Annotated in this window: 19 protein-coding genes; 2 read left to right on the forward strand and 17 right to left on the reverse strand. The window is 41.5% G+C overall.

The annotated features are described in order from the left end of the window. Positions 1–148: 148 nt before the first annotated feature. The 17 genes from QZ738_RS12020 to QZ738_RS12100 form a co-directional block, all read right to left on the reverse strand. Positions 149–1,825, reverse strand: coding sequence for a trypsin-like peptidase domain-containing protein (locus QZ738_RS12020; protein ID WP_293787829.1), 1,677 nt, complete (start codon positions 1,823–1,825; stop codon positions 149–151). Between the two features lie 146 nt (positions 1,826–1,971). Beyond that, a complete protein-coding gene (locus QZ738_RS12025; RefSeq protein ID WP_293787831.1) occupies positions 1,972–3,105 on the reverse strand; it encodes a TlpA disulfide reductase family protein in 1,134 nt (377 codons plus the stop codon). A gap of 415 nt (positions 3,106–3,520) precedes the next feature. Next, positions 3,521–4,939: a PKD-like family lipoprotein gene (locus QZ738_RS12030; RefSeq protein ID WP_293787833.1), complete on the reverse strand. Its 1,419-nt coding sequence runs from the start codon at positions 4,937–4,939 to the stop codon at positions 3,521–3,523. 10 nt (positions 4,940–4,949) lie between these two features. Then, entirely contained in the window at positions 4,950–5,759 is an 810-nt protein-coding gene (locus QZ738_RS12035; RefSeq protein ID WP_293787835.1) for a DUF4843 domain-containing protein, read from the reverse strand. 29 nt (positions 5,760–5,788) lie between these two features. Beyond that, positions 5,789–7,279: a RagB/SusD family nutrient uptake outer membrane protein gene (locus QZ738_RS12040; protein WP_293787837.1), complete on the reverse strand. Its 1,491-nt coding sequence runs from the start codon at positions 7,277–7,279 to the stop codon at positions 5,789–5,791. 34 nt (positions 7,280–7,313) lie between these two features. Then, positions 7,314–10,091 carry a SusC/RagA family TonB-linked outer membrane protein gene (locus tag QZ738_RS12045; protein ID WP_293787839.1) on the reverse strand — a complete coding sequence of 926 codons (2,778 nt, stop codon included), beginning with the start codon at positions 10,089–10,091 and terminating at the stop codon, positions 7,314–7,316. Beyond that, positions 10,088–10,639, reverse strand: coding sequence for a SusC/RagA family TonB-linked outer membrane protein (locus QZ738_RS12050; protein WP_293787840.1), 552 nt, complete (start codon positions 10,637–10,639; stop codon positions 10,088–10,090). The genes QZ738_RS12045 and QZ738_RS12050 overlap by 4 nt, the downstream gene beginning before the upstream one ends. Positions 10,640–10,915: 276 nt before the next feature. Then, positions 10,916–12,034 carry a FecR family protein gene (locus QZ738_RS12055; protein ID WP_293787841.1) on the reverse strand — a complete coding sequence of 373 codons (1,119 nt, stop codon included), beginning with the start codon at positions 12,032–12,034 and terminating at the stop codon, positions 10,916–10,918. A 144-nt stretch (positions 12,035–12,178) separates the two neighbouring features. Beyond that, the gene (locus tag QZ738_RS12060; RefSeq protein WP_293787843.1) at positions 12,179–12,793 is read right to left on the reverse strand and encodes an RNA polymerase sigma factor; all 615 of its coding nucleotides are present in this window, start codon (positions 12,791–12,793) and stop codon (positions 12,179–12,181) included. Between the two features lie 844 nt (positions 12,794–13,637). Then, positions 13,638–14,204 (reverse strand): biliverdin-producing heme oxygenase, encoded by a 567-nt coding sequence (locus QZ738_RS12065; RefSeq protein WP_293787845.1) that lies wholly within the window; start codon positions 14,202–14,204, stop codon positions 13,638–13,640. A gap of 17 nt (positions 14,205–14,221) precedes the next feature. Continuing rightward, entirely contained in the window at positions 14,222–16,582 is a 2,361-nt protein-coding gene (locus QZ738_RS12070) for a TonB-dependent receptor (RefSeq protein WP_293787847.1), read from the reverse strand. Between the two features lie 38 nt (positions 16,583–16,620). After that, on the reverse strand, positions 16,621–17,898 hold the full coding sequence (locus tag QZ738_RS12075; RefSeq protein ID WP_293787849.1) for a S41 family peptidase: 1,278 nt from the start codon (positions 17,896–17,898) through the stop codon (positions 16,621–16,623). 8 nt (positions 17,899–17,906) lie between these two features. After that, positions 17,907–18,884 (reverse strand): hypothetical protein, encoded by a 978-nt coding sequence (locus tag QZ738_RS12080; RefSeq protein ID WP_293787851.1) that lies wholly within the window; start codon positions 18,882–18,884, stop codon positions 17,907–17,909. Positions 18,885–19,072: 188 nt separating this feature from the next. Next, the gene (locus QZ738_RS12085; RefSeq protein WP_293787853.1) at positions 19,073–19,660 is read right to left on the reverse strand and encodes a hypothetical protein; all 588 of its coding nucleotides are present in this window, start codon (positions 19,658–19,660) and stop codon (positions 19,073–19,075) included. Between the two features lie 87 nt (positions 19,661–19,747). Beyond that, entirely contained in the window at positions 19,748–20,713 is a 966-nt protein-coding gene (locus tag QZ738_RS12090; protein WP_293787855.1) for a hypothetical protein, read from the reverse strand. 23 nt (positions 20,714–20,736) lie between these two features. Further along, positions 20,737–21,495, reverse strand: a complete 759-nt coding sequence (locus tag QZ738_RS12095; RefSeq protein WP_293787857.1) for an HmuY family protein — start codon at positions 21,493–21,495, stop codon at positions 20,737–20,739. Between the two features lie 4 nt (positions 21,496–21,499). Then, complete coding sequence (locus tag QZ738_RS12100) at positions 21,500–22,228, reverse strand: HmuY family protein (RefSeq protein WP_293787859.1); 729 nt, start codon at positions 22,226–22,228, stop codon at positions 21,500–21,502. Positions 22,229–22,560: 332 nt separating this feature from the next. Between QZ738_RS12100 and QZ738_RS12105 the strand changes: the two genes are divergently transcribed. Then, positions 22,561–23,400, forward strand: coding sequence for a hemin ABC transporter substrate-binding protein (locus QZ738_RS12105; protein WP_293787861.1), 840 nt, complete (start codon positions 22,561–22,563; stop codon positions 23,398–23,400). Continuing rightward, positions 23,397–24,440, forward strand: coding sequence for an iron ABC transporter permease (locus QZ738_RS12110; RefSeq protein ID WP_293787863.1), 1,044 nt, complete (start codon positions 23,397–23,399; stop codon positions 24,438–24,440). Before QZ738_RS12105 ends, QZ738_RS12110 begins: the two co-directional genes overlap by 4 nt. Positions 24,441–24,449 lie beyond the last annotated feature (9 nt).

Below are 24,449 nucleotides of genomic sequence, written 5' to 3' on the forward strand. Positions count from 1 at the left end.
GACATCAAAAAGAAAGAGCCCTTCGGCGGCGGCGAGCCGAGGCAAGGCTTAGCCCTGGGGCAAAAAAAGAAATGTATACGTCATTCATATTGATTTTTATCCAATAAATTATCCCTCAGGATGACAGTTTTCAGTCATTTAATGCAGGCTATCTCACATACTTTGAAACAAATTCAACAATTGCCTTCTTTGGAACCACTACCGTAGTTGTCCGGCTAAACCTGGCAATGTTGATTCCGTAAAAATTTCCTTCCCAATCAAAAACAGGTGATCCGCAATCGCTGGCTTTAATAGCGGCATCATGTGTAAAAATAGCATTGAAACCATCTCTTCGCTCCGATTTTCCACCGTCAAATTTGTCTGCCGGATGATTGGAAAGTGATTGTCCCCTTCCATCGAGTTTAATCGTTTTATTAATATTACCAGTGTCATTTCTCCATTCAAAAGTAACCTCGTCATCTGCCCAGTATTTCAACATTTCTGGCGCAAATTCATTCGCTTTTTTGATCATTTCTCCGTTGATACTGATCAGTTCATCGCCAACTTTTATTCCTGCTCTTTCGGCCGGGCCGCCTTCCTTAATTAACGAAAACTGTACCGGACTGGAATTGTAAACTACCATGGCGCCTAAATAAGGCTGGCTACTTATTTTTGGCAAATTAAATTGCTTACTGCCTACAACACTCCTTAACACCTTTCCATCAGGATCTATACTATACAGCAGTCTACCCATTTCAATCTTTAGGGTATCAGCGTCCTGAAGATTTAACTCGATCCCTCCCGTTGCATGCTGTTCTATCGCATATAAAACGAGGTCATTTTCCTGGTCTCTTGCAATAAATCTGACTGGCACCCTGATTCCATTCATATCACATTGTGCATCTTCTCCAATCATGGTATTCTTACTCAGCAAAAACTGTTTTTTAAAACCCTTTGCTGTTTCAACATTTAATAAACAGGCACCAATTTTCATTGTATGTCCTTTGGTCTTGCTTATAATAGTAATACTGCTATTTTTTATTTTTGGAATACCAAAATCTGGATTTAGGGCCTTCTGCGCAGTTTCTTTCTGCAACTGTAAAGACATGGGATCATCTTCAACATGGTCTGTTTTTTCCGGGAAGGCTGTATAAAGTGTTTCCTTATTTAAGGCAGTCCAATAGTGACGGTAAAGATCGACAGGAATCTCGAAATTCATGTTTTCATCAACATCAATGGCACTGTGCAATCCGATTACGCGGCCGTGATAATCGAATAACGGCCCGCCAGAATCGCCGGGTTCCATTTTGCAGGTGGAACGGATAAAACCATATTCATTTTTAACTTCTGCAATAACGCCCAACCTTAAAGTTGGCAAGTTTTGGTTCAGGCTTTCGGGATAGGAAATACTGATACAAGGTTCATTTTTAAGCAAACTGGCAGAATAACCCATCTCTGCAAATGGATAGGTGCCCTTACCGGTAATTTTCATCAAACCCACATCAGGAATGCCTGGCGTTTCTTTATTTTCTATTTTACCAAGTGCCAGAGCAATACACTCGCGCCCGTCCGGAAAAAAAACCTTATAATTTTTACCCGGTAAAATGGTATGGGCAGCGGTTAAGATGTAGCCATCGGCACTAACCACTACACCACTAAACTGCGCACTGGTCCTTTGGTTTTGTTGTACATCAAAACCCCACATCCGCACGCTGGCCGGATAGGCTCTTTTAACTGCCCGGGTAATGGTACACTGAAATTTCGCTACCTGCTTCTTTTGGGCAGTAACGTTTAGGCTAAACAGCAACCCGAAGGTTGCTGTTATGGCCGTTAGATAGTTATTCATTATTTTTTATGATTTTCTTTGGGCGGATGCTTAGCTGGCACCGCCATCTACAGGTCCATCAAGCTTAGTCTGACTTTTCACTTTAATGAAACCAGCATTAGCCGTACCATTAACCACAACATCATCCAGATCAGTTAAGCCGATACTTAGTTGAAAATTTCAGCAAGCTTTTTGTTTAACGGTTCGCCGCGGAGGCCATTTCCGATAATTTTGCCCTGTGCGTCTACCAGAAAACTGGCAGGTACAGCACGAACGCCATATAAACGGCCAACCTCATTGTTCCAGCCTTTCAGGTCAGACACTTGAATCCAGTCTAAACCGTCTTTTTCTATGGCTTCGAGCCAATTTTCTTTTACGTGATCCAATGAAACTGATATAATCTCAAAGCCTTTATCTTTATACGTTTGATATTGCTTTACCAGGTTCGGATTTTCGGCCCTGCATGGACTGCACCAGCTTGCCCAAAACTCAACCAATACCACTTTTCCTCTTAAACTGGACAAAGAAACCGGCTTGCCAACCACATTGTTCTGGGTAAAAAGCGGTGCGGGGTTTCCGATAGCCGTAATACCGCTTGCGGCGATGCGCTGTGCCAGTTCTTTACCCATATCGGTTTCCCGGTAATCTTTTTTTAATGCGTTAAAAACAGGCTGCACTTTGGCCACATCCACCTTGCTTCCTGCTGCTTCTGAAAGCGCCACCAATGCGAAATAGGAAGTTGGATGTTCTTTAGCAAATTGAAACTGCTTGTCTGTTCTGTTCTGGATATTTTTCCTAAAGCGTAAATCAACCGCTTTCCTGTAAGCAGTATCTTTTTGTTGCTCTGGCGTTCCCTTATTAAAATCGATGTTTACCGCTTTGGTTAGCGCCATAATAGTACCACCAATCGCTTTGTTATAGGCATCGTATTCCTCATATACCTTTGAGCCTTTAAAAACAGCGTTTTCCAAAGAATCCTTTGAACTAATGGTAACCTGTTCTTTACCAAAATAAAAGTAAATCACATCACCGGTATAAACGGCCCTGTTTTTACCGCCACCGGTATGATCCAGTGCCATGCGCGCATAGGCATTCCCAGAAATATGTCCGGTAAACTTAAAACTCCCATTAACCAGTGCTACAGAATCTTCATGACTTACGCCATTGTCCATATAATCGATATAGGCCTTGGCAGGGGCGCCCAGCGTTCCTATTTTGCCGGTTAAACTAAAGTTTGGCGTTTGTGCCCAGCTTAAAGCCGGGCATAAAAGGGTTAATAAAACTAATTTTATATTTTTCATTTGTATTTTTTTTAAGTTTATAATTTTATTTGCTATATCATTAATTGTAATTCAATCGAATTGTCACGTTGAACTTAGCCTGCAAAGCGCTTGATGAAGTATATAAATGTCTTTTAACACATTTCAAACATTTCCTTCAACAAGATAACGTTGACATAAATCCAATAGAACAATCATCATCTCGACCAGAGCAATATGAAGTGCCCGCCTGTGCGGGTGGGGAGGGATCTTTGGAACAGATTATTGAATCAAATTTTAAAGATTTCTCCGTTACGCTACCGATGAAAAATCGGTGAGCTTCAGTCGAAATGACGGTACTATTCATTTAAATTTTTGTGTTACTCATATTGATTTTTATACGATAAATTATTCAGGATGAGAATTATATATTTATTAAATAGCCTCAAGAAGAAAATTATTTTCTAATTGCGATATCTACAGGAGTGCCCGGAATACCTTCTATCTTTTTAATAAATGCCCCATTCATTCCTGTTGCTATGTTTAAAAAAGAAACGGTTTCTTCGGTCCCGACCATTAGCGTCTCCTCATCTTCACTTAGTTTTAACATGGAAATGGTTTTTCCTGCAAAACTGGTTACCAGTTCCCTTAATTCTTCATTTACAGGATTATAACGGTAAACTTTACCGCCATTGGCTAGGTAGATTACACCATTTTTGGCACCGCTCCATTTGGTGTTCTCATTAATTAATTCCTGGCGCACAAATAAGCGTTTATGCTGCGGAGTGAAGGTAAACGGCCCGTTAAACTGAACGTTAAACTTGAGTTCATAAATTTTACCATCTGTTCCTTTACAATAAGCAAAACAATCTGCATTGTTAAGCTGCTCTATATGCACAAGATCCATCCCGACGTTCAGCGGATCAAAAACATTGGTGGTAACTGAATATTGGGTACCAAAGTAAACAGGTGCACCATACAGATTGATCCGCACAAATTGTTTCCTGTTACGGTCAAATCCTATAAAATAAGTGGCTGATTGTGTGAAACTCATCACAAAAGACGGAGCCAGTTCATAATCACCGTCAGCTGGTAAACCAAACATGCCATAAGTGGCCGCCTGGTCCCAGGTGCTGGTTGTACCGCCGTAAAATTTACCATTTACAACGCCCATCATTACCCCTTGAGGATGGGAAATCAGTGAACCAACTTCCAGATGATCTGGTGGTGTAAAGAAATTATCCTTTAGTGTATTGGGATATTTCGGATCTTCCTGCATGGTATTGGGCTCGAGCCTGATGCCACCATTTTTGGTAATGATCCAATAACCTAATAAGGTACCACCGGTAAATGTATTCCTTAACAGGAATAAATTGGTAGGATTTGCTGGTAAATCTTTCCCTTGCATGGCACGATACAAGCGGGCCTGCACACTGCCATCCGGTTTCACAAAAGAAAACTGAGTGATTCCATTTTCAACACTCAATACGGTTGTACCTTTCGCAAATTCGGTCGCCCCCTCAATGTAAAACTTATGGAAATACTTCATTCCATTTGCTTTATTGTAAACCGTAAGTCGGGCAGGATATCGTTTAGCCTGCAAACCGAAAATAATCCTTAATGCCGGGCCGGTATAGGAAACATCATTTCCCTCAATTACACTGATTTTCCACTGTAGCTCTACATTCGCGGCATCGGCACCTTCTATTTTAGGTTTAATGATCAAACTATCTCCCACATTTGCGGTGTAAACAGAATCGAGATTGGCCACTTTGGGCTCTGCAGGCATATTGATATCGTAATTTCCCAGGTCTTTATGACACGAGGCTAAAGAAAATATACCGATGATGAGTATAATGAATTGTTTTATGTTCATGTTTTTCGAATTAAATAACCTCATTGCCATTTTCATCTATAAAATAATATTTACCATTCTGCATATTTTTCCGCAAAAGCGTTTTTTTAGCCGGATTACTCTTGTTGTAAAAATAATAACTATTGGTATCACCAGGAGTTACTTCTTCAATAACATAACCTTTTGTTGCATTTTTGGTTACCCAATTAAATGGATTGTTTAACATGGTGGTTAGTAAGCCGATATAATACAGGTTTTTTGGAGCGTCGAGTCCGTCAGTAGTGAGAGAAGTTTGTCCGGTTACCAAAATAAATAACTCATGTTTGGTTCTGGAGTAAGGCGGCAAAGGCCAGGTATCCCACCAACCTGGTTTTTCCAATTTTGATGAGAATACTACTTTGGCGCGAATCAGGTAAGGATTTTCGATCCCCAGATCCGGTGTTCCGGTTAATTTGATCAGAATCGAAACCGATCTGTTTTCCAGTTGCCTGTCTTTATTGTAAATCACTACCGGGATATAGCCTATTCCTTTATTCGCAAGAATGGAATATTGTGGTTTTAAAGCCTCGTAATGTAAACTGGGCGTAGCAGTAGAAGAATCCGCATCTACCCGTGCACTGAATTTACGATCCGCATCGGTCCTGACGCCGGATAAACGCACCGGCAGCCATACGGTATCCTGGGCCAGTGTAGGGTTATAGGCAAAAGTTCTTACGATACTGTCTTTATCTCCATTGTAAATATCGAAGTAAACATTTGCACTATGATCAAAACGCATTTCTTCTGCTTTCTTACAGGAAGCCAGGCAAATGATTGCGAATACTATAATGTATATTTTCATAATCTGCTATTAATAAAATTCAAATTGTGTTACCTGCCACCATACACCACCTCATCGTTAGGAAGCGGAAGTACGAAAATGTTATCAGAAGCCGGAATGATTACCCCGGTCTGTCCGACAATTCCTCTATTTAACCTTTTATACATGTAGAACAATTGGCCTTCAGCCAACCACTCCTTACGTGCATCTTTAAGTAACTCTTTTACAAGGTCTTCTTCACTATTGATGGATAGCGGATCACCGATCTGTCTTGCTTCGCGAACCTGTTTTAAGTAATTTACAGCTTCTGTAGGATTACTGGCGTATGAACATTCTGCGGCGATATAATACATTTCACTTAGCCTGATGGCAGGAGCCATTAAATAATGCAGGTTTGCGTTTGCTTCCGCACTTAGCGGATTCCGGCGGTATTTCACAATGTCGTAAGACCGTGATGACTGGTTGGAAGTAGCAGACAGCCAGTATTTATAACGCGAATCGCTCGCACCCGCGGTAGCTTTCTCATAAATATAATCTGCAGCGTCCTCAATCAGGTAAAAGCCCCTGGTACCACTTTGGAACCAATTGTCTTTAATCTCCTTTGCGGCGCCTGGTATATACCATCCAAAAACTAGCTCTTTATAAAGAATCCGGTCTTTTTTTGAATCTTCGAAGGCTTCAAAATCACTCTTTGCCGTCCAGGGGAATTTTTTGGAGTCTATTACTTCTTTTGCATTCTGTAAGGCTTTAGCCTTATCATTTTTATAGAGATACACGCGCGCAAGTGTACCGCATACGGCATAATAATTTAAGCGATGCCTTCTGTTTTGTAAAAACAGACTTGGGTTCCGCTCTTCGGTATTTTTGAGCGTATCGGTAACCAAAGGATAATTTACAATATATCCGGCACTGCGGATCGGATCGGCCGTTAATAATTGCTTAGCCTCTTCCAGATCTTTAATAACGAGATCGATGGTTTCTGATACGGTTGAAACGGGTGTAATCTCTTTCGTATATTTATTTGCGTACGGAATGGCTTTGGCAGTGGCATTTTTCAGATAAGAAGGTGCAAAAAGACGTAGTAAGTCGAAATGCAGATAAGCTCTTAAGGCCAGGGCCTCTCCTTTTACGATAGCATAATTGCTACCGCTGAAAATGTTCTTTTTAGCATCTACATTTTCCAGGATCAGGTTACAGTTTACAATTGCATTGTATAAACCAGCCCATATTTTATCTTTCCGTTTAATAAACTCACCATGTTTGTAATTGTACAGTGAGGTTTGCCTGTAATCCTGACCATCATCACGCATTGAAAAGTTTTGCGCCAGTACTTCAGTAGTACCGAACGTCAGTTCTTTGCCATAGAGATCTGATTCGGTACTGCGGTTATATACACCATTTATGGCTTCCATAAAACCACTTTCGGTACTAAATAGAATTGGTGCCGCAATTTCCGATTCGGGCTGAACTTCCAGCCATTTTTTGCAGGAACTCATCACTCCTGTTATCAGGATGAGGCAGATCAACAATCTAATCTTCATATTTTTATATTTTAAATTCATTAATTAATATCGCTTAGAAAGCTGCTCTGATGGAGAAGGTTAAACTCCTGGTAAATGGATAATTAATACCCCTTTCTTCTTTTACCGACGACCAACGCAGCACATCATTTGCCGTTATCTGGAACATCAGGCTCGACATCGACAATCTGGATGCGATTTTTTTGTCCATATCATAAGAAAGGTTAACCGACTGCAGGTTGATCAGGTTATCAGGTTGTATGAATCTTGAGCTAACATCCGTTTCGCCGTTATCAGCTATATTTTTATAAAAAGACAGGTCGCCGGGCTGCTTCCATTTTTCTTCAAATACCCTTTTATCTACATTATATCTTGGATCGGCATTTTCAACACGTTCTACCAGGGTAAGGTTGTATTTATCCCCTCCGAAAAACGTTTGGAACTGTACATAGAGGCTAAACCTCCTGTAGTTCACGGTTCCGCCAAAGTAGCCGCTTACTTTCGGGTTAGGATCGCCAATTACCACATAATCTCTTTTATCATAATCGTACGTCAGCGTGCCATCTTTTTTAATGTATAATTCCCGTCCATTTTCCGGATCGATGCCTAATGAGCGTACCCCATAAATGGCGTTAAATGGCTGCCCTTCACTAAACCTAAGCAACGGAATACCCCGGTAACCGCCGTCGCCCGGCTTTAAAGATTGTAATTCATCTGCCCTGTCGTTGTATTTCTTTAAAGCATTTGAGATTCTTACCACCTTATTCTTATTGGTAACCATATTGGCGTTCAGGTTTACCGACCACTCTTTGCTTCTTACCGCCTCAACATTTATACCCAGCTCAGCGCCTTTGTTCTCCATATCGCCCAGGTTTTCTTTATAAGACAAAAACCCTGTTGAAGGTGGCAGTGTGATGTCGGCCAGAATATCTTTGGTAAACTTTTTATAGATCCTCGGTAAAATCATTACGCGGTCTTTAAATAGCCCAATGTCTATACCGATGTCTGTCATTCTGGTTTTTTGCCAGCCCAGGTTTTCATTTCCATAACTGTTTACATTGGCACCAATGCCAGATGAGTACCAGTTTCCGGTATTGTACTTGTAGATAGTTTTTGATAAATAAGGGTCAAACTCCACCGAGCCCGTTAAGCCTGTAGATGCTTTAATCCTTAATTGGCTAATTACCGGGTTATCCTTTAAAAATTCTTCCTGATGCACGTTCCACCCTAATCCGAACGACCAAAACGGAGCGAGTTTATTGTTTACGCCAAATTTTGATGAACCATCAATACGAACGGTGCCATCCATCAGATAACGATTTTTATAAGAGTAGTTTACGGTAAAAAACGAACCAAATAAACGTGCTTTTTCAAGCCTGCTTTGTGGTTTTCCATCTTCTGCATAACCTTTGGCAAAACCAATACTGGTAAAACGATCGTTAGCAAAGCCAATCGCTGTAAATTCTTTTTGGTCGCGCAGTTCTGTACGGGCATTTACCCCTACCAAAGCATTAAAATAATTTCCGCCGAGCTGTTTTAACCAGGTTAACCTGATGTTACTATCCCAGTAAGTTTCTTTCATTTCCCGGTTAGTGTATTCCCCTTTTTCGTCAATTTTATCGGTGGTATACAGGTAATATTTATTGGCCTGTGGCGAGGTGAAGATATCATCTGAGTTAGCCCGTGTGGTTAAACTCATCTGCGCCCTTAACCTCAGGTCTTTTGCTACTTCCAGATCGGCAGAAAGGTTATCGATAATTTCGGTGTATTTAGATTTATTGAAACTGCTTAAATTGGCATCGAACAATGGGTTAAATACATATTCTTTTGACCGGTCTTGTTTTTCGTATACGTCCGAAATCCTCATGGCCATACCATTGGCATCTTTTAAGGGATAATAGGGATTCATCCTTACATAATTTGAAAAATCGCCGTACGGAGATTCTGTAGCACCCACCTGTGTTACCGATAATTCATTTCTGAACTGAAGCTTTTTCACATTGTATTGAAAACTCATCCCACCAGAATATTGATCTCTTTCAGAGCCTTTCATCGCCCCTGGCCTGTTTTGATAGCGAAGGTTTACATTGTAGCGAAATGCCTGGGAGCCACCATCCAGGTTTAGTGCATGTTTGTGGCCTACGGTATTACGAAGTGGTTGTGACAACCAGTAACTATTTACCCCACCCACAACATTGGCTTTCTTATGGTAATAAATCTCGTCAAGCTGATCTTGTGGTACCTGTTGTTTTGAAGAATTATATATCCCTGCCAAAACTTCGTAATCCAGTTTTTCAGCGGCGTCCAAAACCTGGTAATCACTCAAATCAGCAGCGGTCAGATTCAGTTCATAATTGTACTCTACCCGAAGTTTTCCTTCTAACGGCGTTTTAGTAGTAATTACAATTACGCCATTGGCTGCACGCGAACCATAGATCGCCGTTGCAGCTGCATCTTTTAATGAGGTGACCGATGCAATCCGGTTCACATCAAGGTCAAATACTTTCTGCACGCTCACTTCATAGCCATCCAGCATAAAAACCGGCATATTCGCCGTTCCCAGAATATCATCTCTTCTCAGCACCTGTCCATCACCGCTTGGCAGCGCAGAAGCTCCCCTTACATTGATGGAGGGAATGCGGTTTGGGTTTGAACCTGCAAGGTTATTATCAATCAGTTTAAAAGACGGGTCGAAGGTACCGATACTTTGCAGCAGATTTTGGGGGTTTACCCTCCTCAGCTGTTCTCCGGATATGGTTACTGCATTACCTGTATAATTGTCTTTTTTGATGGTTTGATAACCGGTAACCACTACGTCATTCATCTGGGTCATCTTGGCGGTAAGTTTAACGTTTTAGTACCTGAAACCCTGGTTTCAAATAACTCATAACCGACATAACTAAAAACCAAAATGCTTCCATCATCGACATTGACCCTGAATTCACCTTTTTCGTTGGTGATGCCTACACTGGATCCGTTTTTAATCGATACATTAACGCCTGGAAGGGTTTCTCCCGTAGTTTGATCTGAAACCACACCCCTTACCTCGATTTTTACCGCTCCATGCGTGGCAACAACCGGTAAATTCTCTTTCGGGCTGATTACGATGGTTTTGTTAACAATGTTATAACTCAGATTTTGATCTTTTAAAGAAACATTCAGCGCATCGGCTAGCGATGTGTTATTAAACTCTACCGTAACCTCAGGTTTATCCTGTAGCAACTGCCCTTTATAAAAGAAAAAATAGCCTGTTTGCTTTTTAATCTCTTTGAAAACCTGTTTAAGGGAGGTTTTTCTTCGAGAAAGCGTTACTGTTTGTGAGTAGGTGGCTGCCGACAAATGTAAAGCACCGACCAATAGTAAGATTGCAGTCAATTTCATGACCAATAAAATTTTAGTCTTTACCCTCCGCATGTCGCACACGGGGTTGTAAAGGGTAGTTAATTTCATACCTTTGTTATGAATGAGGTTAAAAAATAGCAGCTGGGTTTCGAAGCAAGCTGCTTGTCCAAATTTCTACCGGAAGCGTTGCCGCGCTTTCGGTTTTTTTTAAAAGGTATTCCGTTTAAATTTCTGGTAGTTTTTTCATCATAAAGTTTAGTTAGTTTGTAAATTGGTGGTTGATTTTTGTGGCTGTGTTAAGAAAGCCATTCTTATTTAATTTCCTGTTACCGTGAGCACCTTGCCTTTAGCATCGATATGGACGTGGTTAAGTTCTAATATCTTAAAAACCTCAGCCAGGTTGCTGTTTCTTGGTATTTCTCCTACATATTTTTCGGATGTAATTTTGCCCTCATAAACTACATCTACATCATACCAACGCGAAATCTGGCGCATAATGCTCCGCAGATCGTCGTTATCAAAGGCAAAAACATTATTTTTCCAGGCCATTTCTTTGTCTATATCTGCCTGCTCATTGAGCGACAGCCTTTCGTTGGTTGCATTTAACAGGGATTGCTCGCCCGGATGGAGATTCACAGAACCCGACGGTGTACTTACTTTTACGGCGCCTTCTAGTAGCGTAGTTTTAAAAACAGCTTCATCCCGATAAGCATTGATATTGAAATGTGTTCCCAAAACCTCTACTGTTTGTGACGCCGTTTTCACCCTAAAAGGACGAATGCGATCTTTCGAAACTTCAAAATAAGCTTCGCCATTCAGCTCCACCAGTCTTTCATTTTTTGCAAAGGCATAAGGATATTTCAAGGTTGTGGCTGCATTCAACCAAACTTTTGTTCCGTCAGGAAGCGTTACCTGGTACTGACCGCCTCGTGGTGTAGCAATGGTGTTTGATCCGGTTACAGTTGTATTGGGAATTTCTTTAATGATGTATTCAAGCTGACCGTTTTTTGCTTTCCTGATCACAATGCCACTCTGACTCGCAATCTGACCGTTTTTCGCATCATCCAGGTTAATAACAGTTCCATCTGCCAGCGTAAGCACCGCTTTGTTTCCACCGGGAAGTATATTTTTCAATTCGGTTTTTGCCGTTAAGGGTGCAGCATCATGTTGCATAACAAGATATAACCCAATGCTAAAGCATAAAATGATGCTTGCCGCGATCGAAATCCATTTAACGGCAGCTAATTTTAACGACTTACTGCCCAAACTTAACTGATTCCAAACTTCTTGCTTGCTAGATTCGATAGCAGAATGACGGGGCGCTTCTTTTTCAAGAGGCAATTGAAGGTACCAATCTTCCACAACAGCCATTTCCTCTGGCGTACAATTACCTGAAATGTACTTATCTAAAAGCTTTCTAGCATTTTTTTCCATTGAAAAAGATTTGTTTGGTCTGATTAATGTATATACGGCGAAGGTATAGGCCTGGGGGTATCAGCAAATTATTTTTTTTTAAATAATTTGCCGGCAGCCTAAATAAAACAAAAAAAGACATGAAGTAATTACACCAAAAGAAGATTAGCGGTAATTTTCAAATAAAAAAGCCATATAAACAACCAGTCCTAGTCTTGATCTGAGAATTCGAAGTGCTTTTTTAACCTGTGTTTTAACCGTTAGCTCGGAAAGACCTAATTCCAGGGCAATTTCTTTATGAGATTTGTTTTCTTTACGGCTCAAAATAAAAATTTCGCGCATTTTGGGCGGCAAAGCATCAATTTCCTGTTCTATTAACCTTGCCATCTGTTTTTCACGCACCATATAATCAGTCAGTACATGATCCTGGTCAATATAATCCTGCAAAGAAACCACATACTTGTTTTCTACCTGTTGGTGTGCAAATACATCCAGTACACGGTTACGTACCGCAGTATACAGATAGGCTGATAAGTTACCATCAGAAGCTACCCGTTCACGTTTAACCCAAAGCGATTCGAACAACTGGTGTAATACGTCTTTCGCTTCTTCCTCATCATTCAGACGCTTGCTGGCGTGAATAAAAAGTAGTCCGTAAAAACGGTTGTAAATTTCGGTAAAGGCACGCTCATCACCCTGAGTTAACAAGTATGCCAATTCGCTATCAGAATATGAACGGTAAACACCCATAGAGATCAACACAAAGATAGTACAATACAATCGGTTTCATTGTATCACACTGGCTGTTATCTCTTTTGTGGCTTTATGTTTTCATTTTTTTACATTGCATCGCCCTATTTTGGGATAGTTACTAGCCGTTACAGGAATAAGTTGTGCCGTAAAGATCAGTATGATTGGCTGATCCTTTTATAAATTATTGTTTATCACAAGGCTTATTGGCATAAAAGATTGCCAGTCTGTTGACAGCAGGCTTCGTGGCTCTTCTCGCAGTGACGGCTTTTATTAGATAACCCGATCAATGCTGGATTTTGGAATTGCCGAATACAAAGGAGCATTGATGACAGATTTACAAGATACGTTTCGACATCAGTGCCTGCCCGTACAGGCAGGGAGAAATCTTTCCACATAGTTCAAAAGATTTCTCCATTTCGCTACGCTTCAATTTAAAGGACGGCGATGATTTAAATCGATCATTAATAGGAATAATTTATTTAAGACACTTCAGCGACCGCAATAAATGCTGATTTAGAACAAGTGGAATGCGGTGCCTACCAGTATGCAGTCCTGCATTCGATATGGCTCCGATGAATCTCAACGTCAAACTGTGATACTGCCTTTCAGGTTTCGGAACTAAGTTTTATGAACCCTGCCACCTTTAATATAAAACGCAGCCGAGGCCACTTAGCCCAAGCTGCTGCATTAGCCTGCAGCAACGAGGTACGAGGCAGCGAAGCGTAAAAGTAAAAGACCGGAACACACTCCCATATTTAAACGGGCCATGTGCTCCTAATCAAAACGAATCATCAGTGCTTTAAAAAGACTATTGTTCGACTACCTGTCACCGGGAGAATCAATTTCTTCCGTGCTATCTCGTCACTTTAAATTAAACCGTATCCGCCTTTTCTTTCTTAAAGACATGGGCGAAATGTTCAAAGGTTCCATTTGCTGCCTTAATGGCCTGCTCTTCTTCCTGTTCCGTTTTTGCCTGTTCGTTTAAAACGGTAATAAAGTTGCCCCACATCTTACCAGTGGCTTCGCCATAACCAGAGAAAAAAGAAACGCCTTTGTTTACGCCAACTTTTTCGAGCATTTTTACAATGATGCTGCCGCCCATAATCGAACCTTCCAATACATATAACGCGCCTAAGGCCTGCACAGTATTCTCTATTTTTGGCACAGTGGTGTAAGGTATTTCGGAGATATCGCTTCCAAGTTCTAAAATATCAGCTTTGATATAAGCCGAGTTTCTACGCTGCTCATAATCGGGAAGGACAGATCCAGTAATATATGGCTTGATGGTTTGTTCAATATGGCTGAAATAAGCATAGAAATGTTTCAGCAAATCTGCGTAATCTGCATGGTTTCTGATTGCTTTTAACTTCAAGACAACCTGTTTTTCCAGGTTCTGGTGTGCAGTTTTTGTAGCCTCTTTAATATTTGTACTTAACATATTCTGTAATTTAATAATTAATCTTGATATAAACGATAGGTTAATCCAGCCAGTATAATTCGACCAGGCTGGCCAGGCATAAGCCCGTCAGTGTAATTTAAAATGTTATCTACTGTAAGTCTGATGCTTAAGTGTTGTTTCATCATTTTTTTTTCAAAAGCAGCATTAAGCATCAAAAAACCATTTACAAAGGTATCATAACGGTCGATAAACTGGTTGCCATTACGGTCGCCAAATGGATATTTTCCCCGATAATTGATCCGGAGATTAATATTGGCATCCCACGGACGGTAGTTATAAAATGCCTTGAAGTTAACCATCTGCCGCGACCGGTTCTCAATCCCCCAATAATCAGCAGGTTTTGGCGCGTAAGATTTCCCCGTTGCCGGATCGTGGATGTTCTGATTATATGGATAGTGACCTGCCTTAATGCTGTCGATTATACTTAGATCTCTGGCAATCAGGTATTGATAACCTGCACTGAGTTCTAAATTTTTAACCGGACTAATGGCAAAAGAAAAATCCACTCCCTTATTTACAGCCTTTGGCAGATTTTGGTAGGTAAAGATATTCCGGTTGCCGGTGCCAGTTGCTACCCGGATGCTATTGATCTGGTTGCGTAAGCTGTGGTGGAAAATACCTGCCTCTATTTTTATCTGATCTTTAGGTTTCCACTCAAAGCTCAGGTTCAGAGAGGTACTTCTTTCTGCCTGTAAATTCTGATCAAGCTGGTTCAGCAAAAATGCGCTGATCTCACTGATCTGTCCCTGTTTATCCAACTGATTTAGCGTTTGCCTTAACACTTCATTACCTACCACCAGATAATTGGCCGCAGGATTATAAAATACGAGATATCTCGACTTAAAATCTGGCGCTTTAAACCCTGTGCCTGCCCCTGCTTTAAAACTTAATGCAGGTGCTATTTTATATTGCAAACCTAAACTGGGGTTAAGCTTGCTGCCATAAGCATTGGTTAAATCGTAGCGTATTCCTCCAACCAATCCTAAAACCCTGCTCAGCTGCCAGTCGCCTTGCAGAAAAGCAAAACCATTGCTTACCGAACCCGGGTTGCTCAATGAAATATCTTTCATCGTTTCAAGGCTTCCCCCTAAACCACCTGTAAATTTAAGCATGTTGCTAAAGCCATAGGCAAATTGCTGTTCAAAACGGAAGAGGTTCTGCACAAAAATATCTTTAGTAATGTTGCTGTTCGATTGTTGCCAATCTACACTTTGATCTGACTGGAAATTGGTATAATAATAACGGCTCATACTGCGCAACCCGGAGTTGAAATGGTGATCGAAAGTTACCGATAGGTTTAAATCCTGCTCATTTTGATTGTCGCCGGAAATAAGGCCCAAACCAAAATCTTTAGACATAAATGACTTCCTCAAGCCATACCTGCCACTAAAGCCCAGGGTTCCATGAGGAGTTAAACGGTATTTCATTCTTCCCTGCAAAGCATAATTGTTATAAGGTGGTGCGGTTGTTCCCCGCTGAACGTATTTTGGATTGGTATTAAAGCCATCGGTACGGTAGTAATTTGCAGATACACTGGCCGATCCCCTCCGGGAAGCAAAAGGTGTTTCGCCCTCCAGGGTAACATCAGTTATATTTAAACTCCCATAATTTGCTGCAACCAGTACCTGCCGCTGTAAAGCGCCATAGCGGGTAACAATATTGATCGCCCCGCCCAGCGCCTCGCTTCCGAAGAGACAGGAAGAAGCACCCTTAATGATTTCTATCCTTTCAATGTTGGAAACACTGATCCTGGATAAATCAAAATTCCCGCTGTTGCGACCAACCATAGGCTGTCCATCGATTAATATCATGACGTATTCGCTACTAAAGCCCTGCATCTGCACACCAACCGCGCGGCTACCACCACCAATGTCGTTTACAATGGCAATGCCTGTTTGCTCTTTTAATACCTCGTCCAGTCTTCTGCTGCCCATCAGTTCGATGGTGTGCCTGCTAATGACTGTGACCGGCATGGCGCTACGTTCCAGTTTCACCAGATTATCGGCGGATGAACGATTTTCAGATATGGCCACCTCATTCAGTTCACGTTCTTCATCTGATAATTTAATGATCAGATGATTGACAGCTGTCGTGATTTTGATATTGTTCCGATAACCGGCTTTGCCTACCATGCTTACCGTAATACGGTAATTTCCGGCAAATAATTTATTGATACTGAAATAGCCAAGCGCATCTGTCTCGGTGCTGTGCCCATCCGGTTCAAGGCGTACGGTTGCGCCAGGTAACGCTTTACCTTCGTTATCGGTTACCGTACCTTTTAAGCTTCCGTAATCCTGCGCAGCCATTTCAAAGTGACACAACATCAGAATCAATATGATTGCGGATAGTTTAAACATTTTATCTTAATGTAGATAGGGTATTTTTAACCATTGTTTTATTTTCTTAACCTTAACCTGTTTTCAAACATGATGCTTTCTGTTACTACCGGCTGCGAAAGATCAGTTTTAACCGTAACCAATTTATCTGTTGTAGCCAGTTTGCTCTGGGACATTTTTTTTGTTCCACTGATCATTTCCAAAGCTGCCTTCAGGCAACTTTCGGCCGGGTCACCCAGAACAGGCTGATCTGCACCTTTTACAGCAACATCTGGTTCCATGCCCGTAAAGTAGTCAGACCAGCCATTGGCGTTTCTAATCAAAAAACTGCCCAGGTAAACACTGTATTGATCGATGTTGATGCCGAAAAAGCCAACTGGCTTTCCATAAGTTCTCTCTCCAATCAGTTTAACCTCAAAATAAGGCTTTAAACTACTGATCAGCATTTCGCTGGCCGATGCCGTATTGCCCGACACAATAAAATAAACAGATTGAATGCTTTTTAAATTTCCTTTTTTATGAAATTTATAGGTATTACCTGCTATGGTATAATCTACATCGGCCATGGTAGCCATGCGACCATTGTAAATAGCCGTTTTGCCATCCTTATCCAGATAAGGTTGATGTTTCAATATTTTTGCAGCACCATTTTGCATAGACGGATTAAATACTTCGCTGTACATCACCTTGCCGTTTAAACCAGCTGGTGCAATTAAATCGGCTATATATTCTGCAGTTTCCAGATAACCGCCACCATTGCTACGAAGGTCGATTACCATTACTGTTGGCCTTTCAGCTTCGAATTCAGAAAAAGCCTGATCCAAAGCCGCTTTGCTATTGTTTAATGAAGGGAACGAAGCCAAAGCCAGGTAAGCAACTTTTGTATTGCCGCTTACAATTACTTTATTGGCTAGCACAGCCGTATTGGGATTTGATACAGCGGCAGTACTGCCTGGAACACGCCTCCCCAGCTGCAGATTCGAATATTTTGGATTTTCAGAATATACCGGCAACTCGTAAGGTTTGCCGTTAGCCGGGTTTATTTTAAGCTGCGAAATATCGAATAGTTCTTTTCTGAAAGTTATGATATCAGAAGCCATTCCGGCATATTTATGTCTTGGATTAAAATCGGCATAACCCGGTAGTACATCGTTCCATAAGTATACGTTTTGGGCGTACAAAAAGATTGAATCTATTGTCAACTGACTTCGTGTGCCTGTTGCTGGCGAAACAATTTCTTCCGCGTCATCAACAGCAACCTTTGCCTTTTTACAGGCAGAGGTTGTTGTTAGAATCAGCGAGAGCAGCGTGATGTATATCTTGTTATGGTATTGCACTTTATAGCCTAGTTAACGATTGTAATCATATCATCAAAAACACCACTAACCGGTCCGGCAGGATAATAGTCTCCGGCAGGGTAGTTATAGCTGTATAAATCATAATTGCCAGCAGGCAAATCCTCAGGCACTTTTAGTGTCAACTCACCTGCTTTGGTTTCCTTAATAATCAGGTTGTACATCTGTTTGGTGGCTACATGGCGTATAGCAAATTGATTAACCAGTTCGATCCGGTTTTCGCCGCTAAGTACAAACTCTTCCCCGGTTTTTAAGGTAAGTTTAATGGTACTCAATTCTACCGGGGTAATGGCGGGTCGACCATTGCTTACACCAAATGTACGTTGAAAAAGCACACTTCTCTGGCCAGATATAATCTTCAATTGATAATTCCCGTCTGGTACGGCAGCATCAACTAATGCGCTGAGCGAAATGGGGGTTATGCTTGAAATAGCAATTTTTCTTTCTGTAGAATTAGCCGTATTGACCAAAAAAGCGCTGGTTTGATCTTTACCTGCCAGGATATTATCGCCGGTAACATTGATATTGCTTCCCCTGTTTACAAAGCTCTTATTGTTATATACCAATACCCCCGACGAGATATTTATTTTGAGCAACGGCTGATTGATGATCTTTTTAATGAGGTACTCCTTGCTGGTACCGTTTTGAGCGGTTACCACAAATTTGGCACCTTCGTTAAAAGCTATACGCTGACCAGAAGCCGGACTGACGGTTGCTTTTTCAGATACCACAATAGCAGGCACAATATGGTCTGGCACCTCCTGGCCCGATGGCCAATAGATGATCAGGTTCTGTCCGTCAACTACCGCTTTCAACAGATTTCCCTGGGCATCTTTTATTGTAAAACTTAAAATGTCGGCGTAAGGGTAATCTTCATATTGCTTTTTACAGGCACCGAATATGATCACCACACATAAAATTAAAAGATAGTAAGAATTGAAAGTGAAGCGTTTATATATTGTATCCATAATCAATAATTATTAGATTTGCATTTTTTAGCCCGCAAATAGGGCTTTAGCTCAGGCTAATGTCTTTAAAACGATTTGGGATTATTCCCTTATTTGGGTTTATTTATGATTTTCAGGGACGATTAGTCGTGTTTTCGTCTCTTTTTTAATCTTTTGCATCATAGGCTTTACCTAAATTCGGTTCTTCCTTATTTTAATCTCTTCGTATGGAAATCAACGGTGGTGTTATAGGTGCCGGAAGTGGTTACTCCATCAAGCTGAACAACATAGAGCCTGGTAGAACCGGCAATTGTTGATCCGTTACCCACCACGGCATATCTTTGAGCCACGGGTGTAATGGTACGGGTTACCCTGTTATAATTGTACCAGCCTGGTGTTGTACTGGTGTTATTGCCCAAAGTACTTATTGCACCCAATGTAACGCCAGAAACATCAGCAAGGGTAATGCCGCTAACATTGGTTACTGATGGAGAATCATAATAACCCAGATTATTGGTACCTGCAATGGTAATATTCCCATTAAAATTGTTGTCAAAATTAACCTGGTTACCGGTACTGGCTACCACATTGTTCAATAAATCGTATCCAACCGGAGTCCACGAAGTGGGTGAAGTTGATGAATTATTGACTACACCTGCTTGCGTATCGCCTACAGCAAGTGCCGCAGTTGTATTTTGTAAAGTAAGTTTGTTATCGGGTTGAACGGCATCTTTTTTACAGGCAGTTCCTAATATCGCTAAGGTTGCAACAGCAAACGTAAATTTTAAAAATTTCATTTTCATTTTTTTCAGATTTATGATTTTGTTATGTAAACGGGAATAATTTCCCCAATCGTTTTTCAAGTGGATAATAGTAAATGGATGTTATCTGGCGGTAACAGTAACGGCCCAGTTTAGGGTAAGCAAAGGCGATGCTCCAAAAGCGGCTGTTGGTGTATACACGCCTGTCGGCACGCTATCGGGAACACGGATCGTAGCTTCTGTCCGCGTATAGGAAACAATAGGCAAAGCTATTTTCTGACCATTAATCAGGATATAAAATTCTTTAAAGTCGTAAAATACCGCTCCTCCCGTGGCAATTTTAAACGTCTCTCCCTGTTTAACGGTAACCGGACCATAATTAATTGCAGGCCTTCCGTAAACAACTTTTACCGGATATTTCATTTCGCCGGTTAAGGCCTGTACTTTTACCCTTACCCTGTATGTTCCCGTATCTAATGTTTGCGGAACCTGCAAATAACTGTAAGTGTAAGTTTTAACTCCACTGATCATGGCTACCGATACACCAGGCGTTCCCAATGCGGTATTGGCCGTTAACTCATGTTCCTTATCACTTTTATCAACCAGATAGGCCTTGATCTTTTTAGCATCAGCAACATTGAAATTACCTTGAACCCTTATGTCATAAGCGCCAATCGCTAATGCTGATGTCGCTGTGGCTGTTGACAGCTCAGTTAATATCAAAGGCGAAATCTGATTGAGTCTGATAATCAGTTTGTAGGTTGCAGTACTTTGATCGGGTGCAATTACGGTGTAAGTTTTCTGGGTTTCTAAAACCGATACCGCAGCAGGCGTTTCGCTTAACCTGGCGCCTTCAGAAAGTTTGATTGCCGGCTCTATCACGTCCAGCTCATAGTAATAAGGCAAGTAAAGCGTTATGGTCTTATCGGTCTCATCAATGGCACCGAAAATATTTCCATCAGACACAGCAACCTTAAACTCAGTAATTTTATTTGCAGGAAGTGGTTCCAAACCAATCATTTTTTTGCAGGCAGCAAGCGTAGCAACCGTAAATACAATACACAGCAGTTGCATTAATTTATTCTTCATTTTATATATATTGATGGTATGCGTTATTTAATTTCGAATTTCGTACTGCCATTTGGCACAATCACGAATTCGAAGGTGAAGTACATGTGTGGCGTACTTCTAAACCATTTATCGGCAGTAAAAGCATCCTTATAGCAGCTGATCATTTTAATCTTCGCGTAGTCGCCTTTAGCGGTTCGGACAACTATGGTACGTTTTTCGGGCATCGCATAAGCCACATGTTGCTTCTGGTAACTGCCGTCTCCCCTTTTGGTTCCGGCAAAATCATATAGGTACCAACCTACCCCCTCTCCAAAATCTCCTTCGTCGTCTGTACCAATGGTTTTGTCAGCACTTAATGTGGCATCCGCCGGAACATCGGGAAGCGCTTCAAAAGGCGTTTTTGTAATGGCAATTGCGCCCGCTCCCGTACTTCCTGCACCCAAACTAACTGAAGATTGACCATTATTGCTGCTTAAAAAACTGTTATAAAGTCCATTAAAGCAAATATCCCAGCGGTTGGTTTTGGCATACAGTAAAGGAATTACGGCCTTGGTTTCTAAACTGAATAAAACTGCTGCCGGCGGTACTGTTGGATTTGCATCATCCGTTTCTACAGTTAAATTCTCCACGCGCTGTAGTTTATAATATGGTGTACCTCCTCCGGTATGGGTAGGCTGCTCCTTTTCAGGTTTGGGAGAAACAACTTCTTCTTTTTTGCAACTGGTAAAAAGTAAACCTATTATTAAACAGGCTGAAGCCCATTTAAAATTATTCTTGTTTTGGGAAATTGCTGTATTCATCTGTTTATTTGGTTTGTAAATTTTTGCTTCCATCCTGTTGCACATAATACCTGAACGTATAGTAAGGTGCAGGCCAGTTTAAATCGGTAACACTCGGTGGATTTCCCTTGTAGGCATTAATCAATTGCAGCTTGGCGTATCTGCCATCAGGCAGCCTCATGGCATAGGTGCGGTTGGGAATAGACTGCATGATATGACTGTTTAAGCTGTAAAAAAACCATCCTTTCGAACTGGCCGATGATGCCCAACCAATTTTGGTGATTTCGCTGCTATTGAAAGCCTCATCAGGTGGCGCCTGGTTAACAGTGTCATAGCTTTGCTCCAACATAACCACGGCACTTTTTCCGACCCCGCCGAAGCCAGGATTGTATTGGTAATCTTTATCGTTTACATACACCTCACTGTTGTACGGTCCAGTAAAAGCCAAATCCCAGTCTTTTGTTTTTAGCCATTGCGCTGTATCGGCTGCGTTACGGATCCAGATCTGCCGCTGATCCCTCAAGCGAAATAGGAAGGTATGAAAAGTGCGGACTTCTTTACCCGGGCTTCCGTTTCCCATCGCGGCCTGTGTATCTCCGGCCAAATCAGTAACCACTATGCTTTTGCCATCTTGCAGAATAGCATTTTGGTTTGGTTCGTCTTTCTTGCATGAGGAAAAAGCTCCTGCCAGGAGCAAAAGATAGATAGCAAGCATCTTTTTGTTGAAACGATATGGGTACTCAGCGTATTTCATTAGCATCTTTATTTTTAATCATTCTAAATAAGAACACCACAAACATCCATATTAAGCGCCAAAAAACGTTTGTGCTATCCGTATTTTAATTTGTTCAAAACGTATTTTATTTTGTTCTAAGCGTATGTTTTGCCGCAACATTTTGCACAAATCAATACATTGAGCGAAACTAAGTTAGCTTTCAAAAATCTGATTTACAACATCTTAAAACGGTCCAGTGATTATATATTTCGTAACAAGATTTGATTGGATCTGGCTCGGTATAGCAACGGAATACTTGTATTTAGATTAATTAAACACTTTTTTTGTCCCTATAAACGAACAGATATAAAATGAAAAGATATTGCGCCTTAATACTACTATTCTATTTTTCACTTGGTATACAATCGTCTAAGGCGCAAGCAAAACGTATCATTACGCTCGGCAGCGCTATAAGCGAAACGTTGAATGCTCTTGGCCATGGCAAGCAAATAGTGGCTACAGATGTAACCAGTGTATGGCCCGAAGAAATTAACAGGTTGCCTAAAGTAAGCAGAAACAGGTCATTTTCTGTTGAGGCCATTACTGCCTTTCGCCCCGATTTAATATTAGTGCCTGAAGGCGACTTTTCCAAAGAAAATCTTTATCAGTTTAAATTGCTGGGAATCAGAGTTGTTTCCATCCATCAGGAATTCTCCGTTGAGGGAGCAACCAAATTAATCAGGCAGATTGCGGCAGCCATTGGCGATAAAGCCGGTGGTGAACAGCTTGCACAGCAAACGGCAAATCGAATCCGCACCACATTAGGGCAGCTAAAGAAAGGCAACAAAATGCCGAAAGTACTCTTTATCTATGCACGGGGTGTGGGTACCATGAACGTGGCCGGCAAAGGAAGCAGCATCGATGCCATCATCAAACTGGCTGGCGGCAAAAATGCCATTCAGGAATTTAGCGATTTTAAACCTTACACCACCGAAGCACTGATTAAAAGCAACCCCGATGTGATTCTGATGTTCGATTTTGGTTTGAAAAGCCTAGGTGGCAAGGAGTCTTTTTTAAACCTGCCAGGTGTAGCTTACACCCATGCGGGGAGAAATAGAAAGATAATAGAAATGAGCGGTCCGTTGCTCATCAATTTTAGCAACCGGTTGCCTGAAGCTATCAGGGCCTTAAATGATCAGATTTTCCAATGAAAAGGCTGCTGGTATACATTTTTCTCAGCATGGGCTTATTGGTTTCCGTCTGTTTTTCGCTCGCTTTAGGCGCCATGCGCATTCCGCTGAAAGAAGTGGTTGATACATTGACCCAAACCATCGGATTTAAGATATTTGGTGGAACCGAACATGGCCTCAGCCAAAGTATAATTATGATGATCAGGTTACCACGCACGCTAATGGGGGTATTGGTTGGTGCCGCACTGGGCATTTCGGGAGCAGCCATACAGGGTATATTCAGAAATCCACTTGCAGAGCCGAGCCTGGTCGGTATATCAGCAGGCGCATCATTAATGGCGGTGCTGATTATTGCTTTTGAAACATTACTGTTTTCCAGTTTGACCCAACTGTTGGGTTATTACCTATTGGCATTTGGGGCTTTTGCAGGGGCAGGAATTACCGCCATGCTGGTATACAATCTCTCAAAAGTTAACGGACAGGCCAGTGTTTCAACCATGCTGCTTTCGGGTATTGCGATTAATGCCATGGCTGGCGCCTTAACCGGATTGGTTACCTACCTGGCGGATGAGCAGAAACTCAGGAGCATCACTTTCTGGATGATGGGTAGTTTGGGCGGTGCAACCTGGCAAAATGTAAGCTGTTTATTTCCCTTTATACTGGTGGCAGTAGCAGGACTTCCATTTTTAGCCAAAGGCTTAAATTTATTTGCTATTGGCGAAAACCAGGTAGAACTGATCGGTTTAAATCCTAACCGTATCAAAATACTGGTGGTGGTATTTGCTACCATGGCCGTGGGTGCGTCTGTTGCCGTTTCGGGCATTATCGGCTTCATCGGCTTACTGATCCCACACCTTACACGCTTAATTGGCGGCGTTGATCACCGATTTGTACTTCCCGTTTCGGCCTTGATGGGTGCATTGGCACTTACACTGGCCGACCTTGTTTCGAGGCTAATGATACAGCCTATCGAATTGCCGATAGGTGTGGTTACCGCCCTGATGGGTAGCCCCGTTTTTCTATACATACTTATAAAAGACAAAAAGAAATCCGTTAATTAACAACCAGTT

The organism is uncultured Pedobacter sp. (assembly GCF_913776295.1).
Lineage (GTDB): Bacteria > Bacteroidota > Bacteroidia > Sphingobacteriales > Sphingobacteriaceae > Pedobacter.

Excerpts from the sequence above, each read along its gene's own strand:
- QZ738_RS12020 (WP_293787829.1), bottom strand. The coding sequence starts at position 1,825 with ATGAATAACTATCTAACGGCCATAACAGCAACCTTCGGGTTGCTGTTT.
- QZ738_RS12025 (WP_293787831.1), bottom strand. The coding sequence starts at position 3,105 with ATGAAAAATATAAAATTAGTTTTATTAACCCTTTTATGCCCGGCTTTA.
- QZ738_RS12030 (WP_293787833.1), bottom strand. The coding sequence starts at position 4,939 with ATGAACATAAAACAATTCATTATACTCATCATCGGTATATTTTCTTTA.
- QZ738_RS12035 (WP_293787835.1), bottom strand. The coding sequence starts at position 5,759 with ATGAAAATATACATTATAGTATTCGCAATCATTTGCCTGGCTTCCTGT.
- QZ738_RS12040 (WP_293787837.1), bottom strand. The coding sequence starts at position 7,279 with ATGAAGATTAGATTGTTGATCTGCCTCATCCTGATAACAGGAGTGATG.
- QZ738_RS12045 (WP_293787839.1), bottom strand. The coding sequence starts at position 10,091 with ATGACCCAGATGAATGACGTAGTGGTTACCGGTTATCAAACCATCAAA.
- QZ738_RS12050 (WP_293787840.1), bottom strand. The coding sequence starts at position 10,639 with ATGAAATTGACTGCAATCTTACTATTGGTCGGTGCTTTACATTTGTCG.
- QZ738_RS12055 (WP_293787841.1), bottom strand. The coding sequence starts at position 12,034 with ATGGAAAAAAATGCTAGAAAGCTTTTAGATAAGTACATTTCAGGTAAT.
- QZ738_RS12065 (WP_293787845.1), bottom strand. The coding sequence starts at position 14,204 with ATGTTAAGTACAAATATTAAAGAGGCTACAAAAACTGCACACCAGAAC.
- QZ738_RS12070 (WP_293787847.1), bottom strand. The coding sequence starts at position 16,582 with ATGTTTAAACTATCCGCAATCATATTGATTCTGATGTTGTGTCACTTT.
- QZ738_RS12080 (WP_293787851.1), bottom strand. The coding sequence starts at position 18,884 with ATGGATACAATATATAAACGCTTCACTTTCAATTCTTACTATCTTTTA.
- QZ738_RS12085 (WP_293787853.1), bottom strand. The coding sequence starts at position 19,660 with ATGAAATTTTTAAAATTTACGTTTGCTGTTGCAACCTTAGCGATATTA.
- QZ738_RS12090 (WP_293787855.1), bottom strand. The coding sequence starts at position 20,713 with ATGAAGAATAAATTAATGCAACTGCTGTGTATTGTATTTACGGTTGCT.
- QZ738_RS12095 (WP_293787857.1), bottom strand. The coding sequence starts at position 21,495 with ATGAATACAGCAATTTCCCAAAACAAGAATAATTTTAAATGGGCTTCA.
- QZ738_RS12100 (WP_293787859.1), bottom strand. The coding sequence starts at position 22,228 with ATGAAATACGCTGAGTACCCATATCGTTTCAACAAAAAGATGCTTGCT.
- QZ738_RS12105 (WP_293787861.1), top strand. The coding sequence starts at position 22,561 with ATGAAAAGATATTGCGCCTTAATACTACTATTCTATTTTTCACTTGGT.
- QZ738_RS12110 (WP_293787863.1), top strand. The coding sequence starts at position 23,397 with ATGAAAAGGCTGCTGGTATACATTTTTCTCAGCATGGGCTTATTGGTT.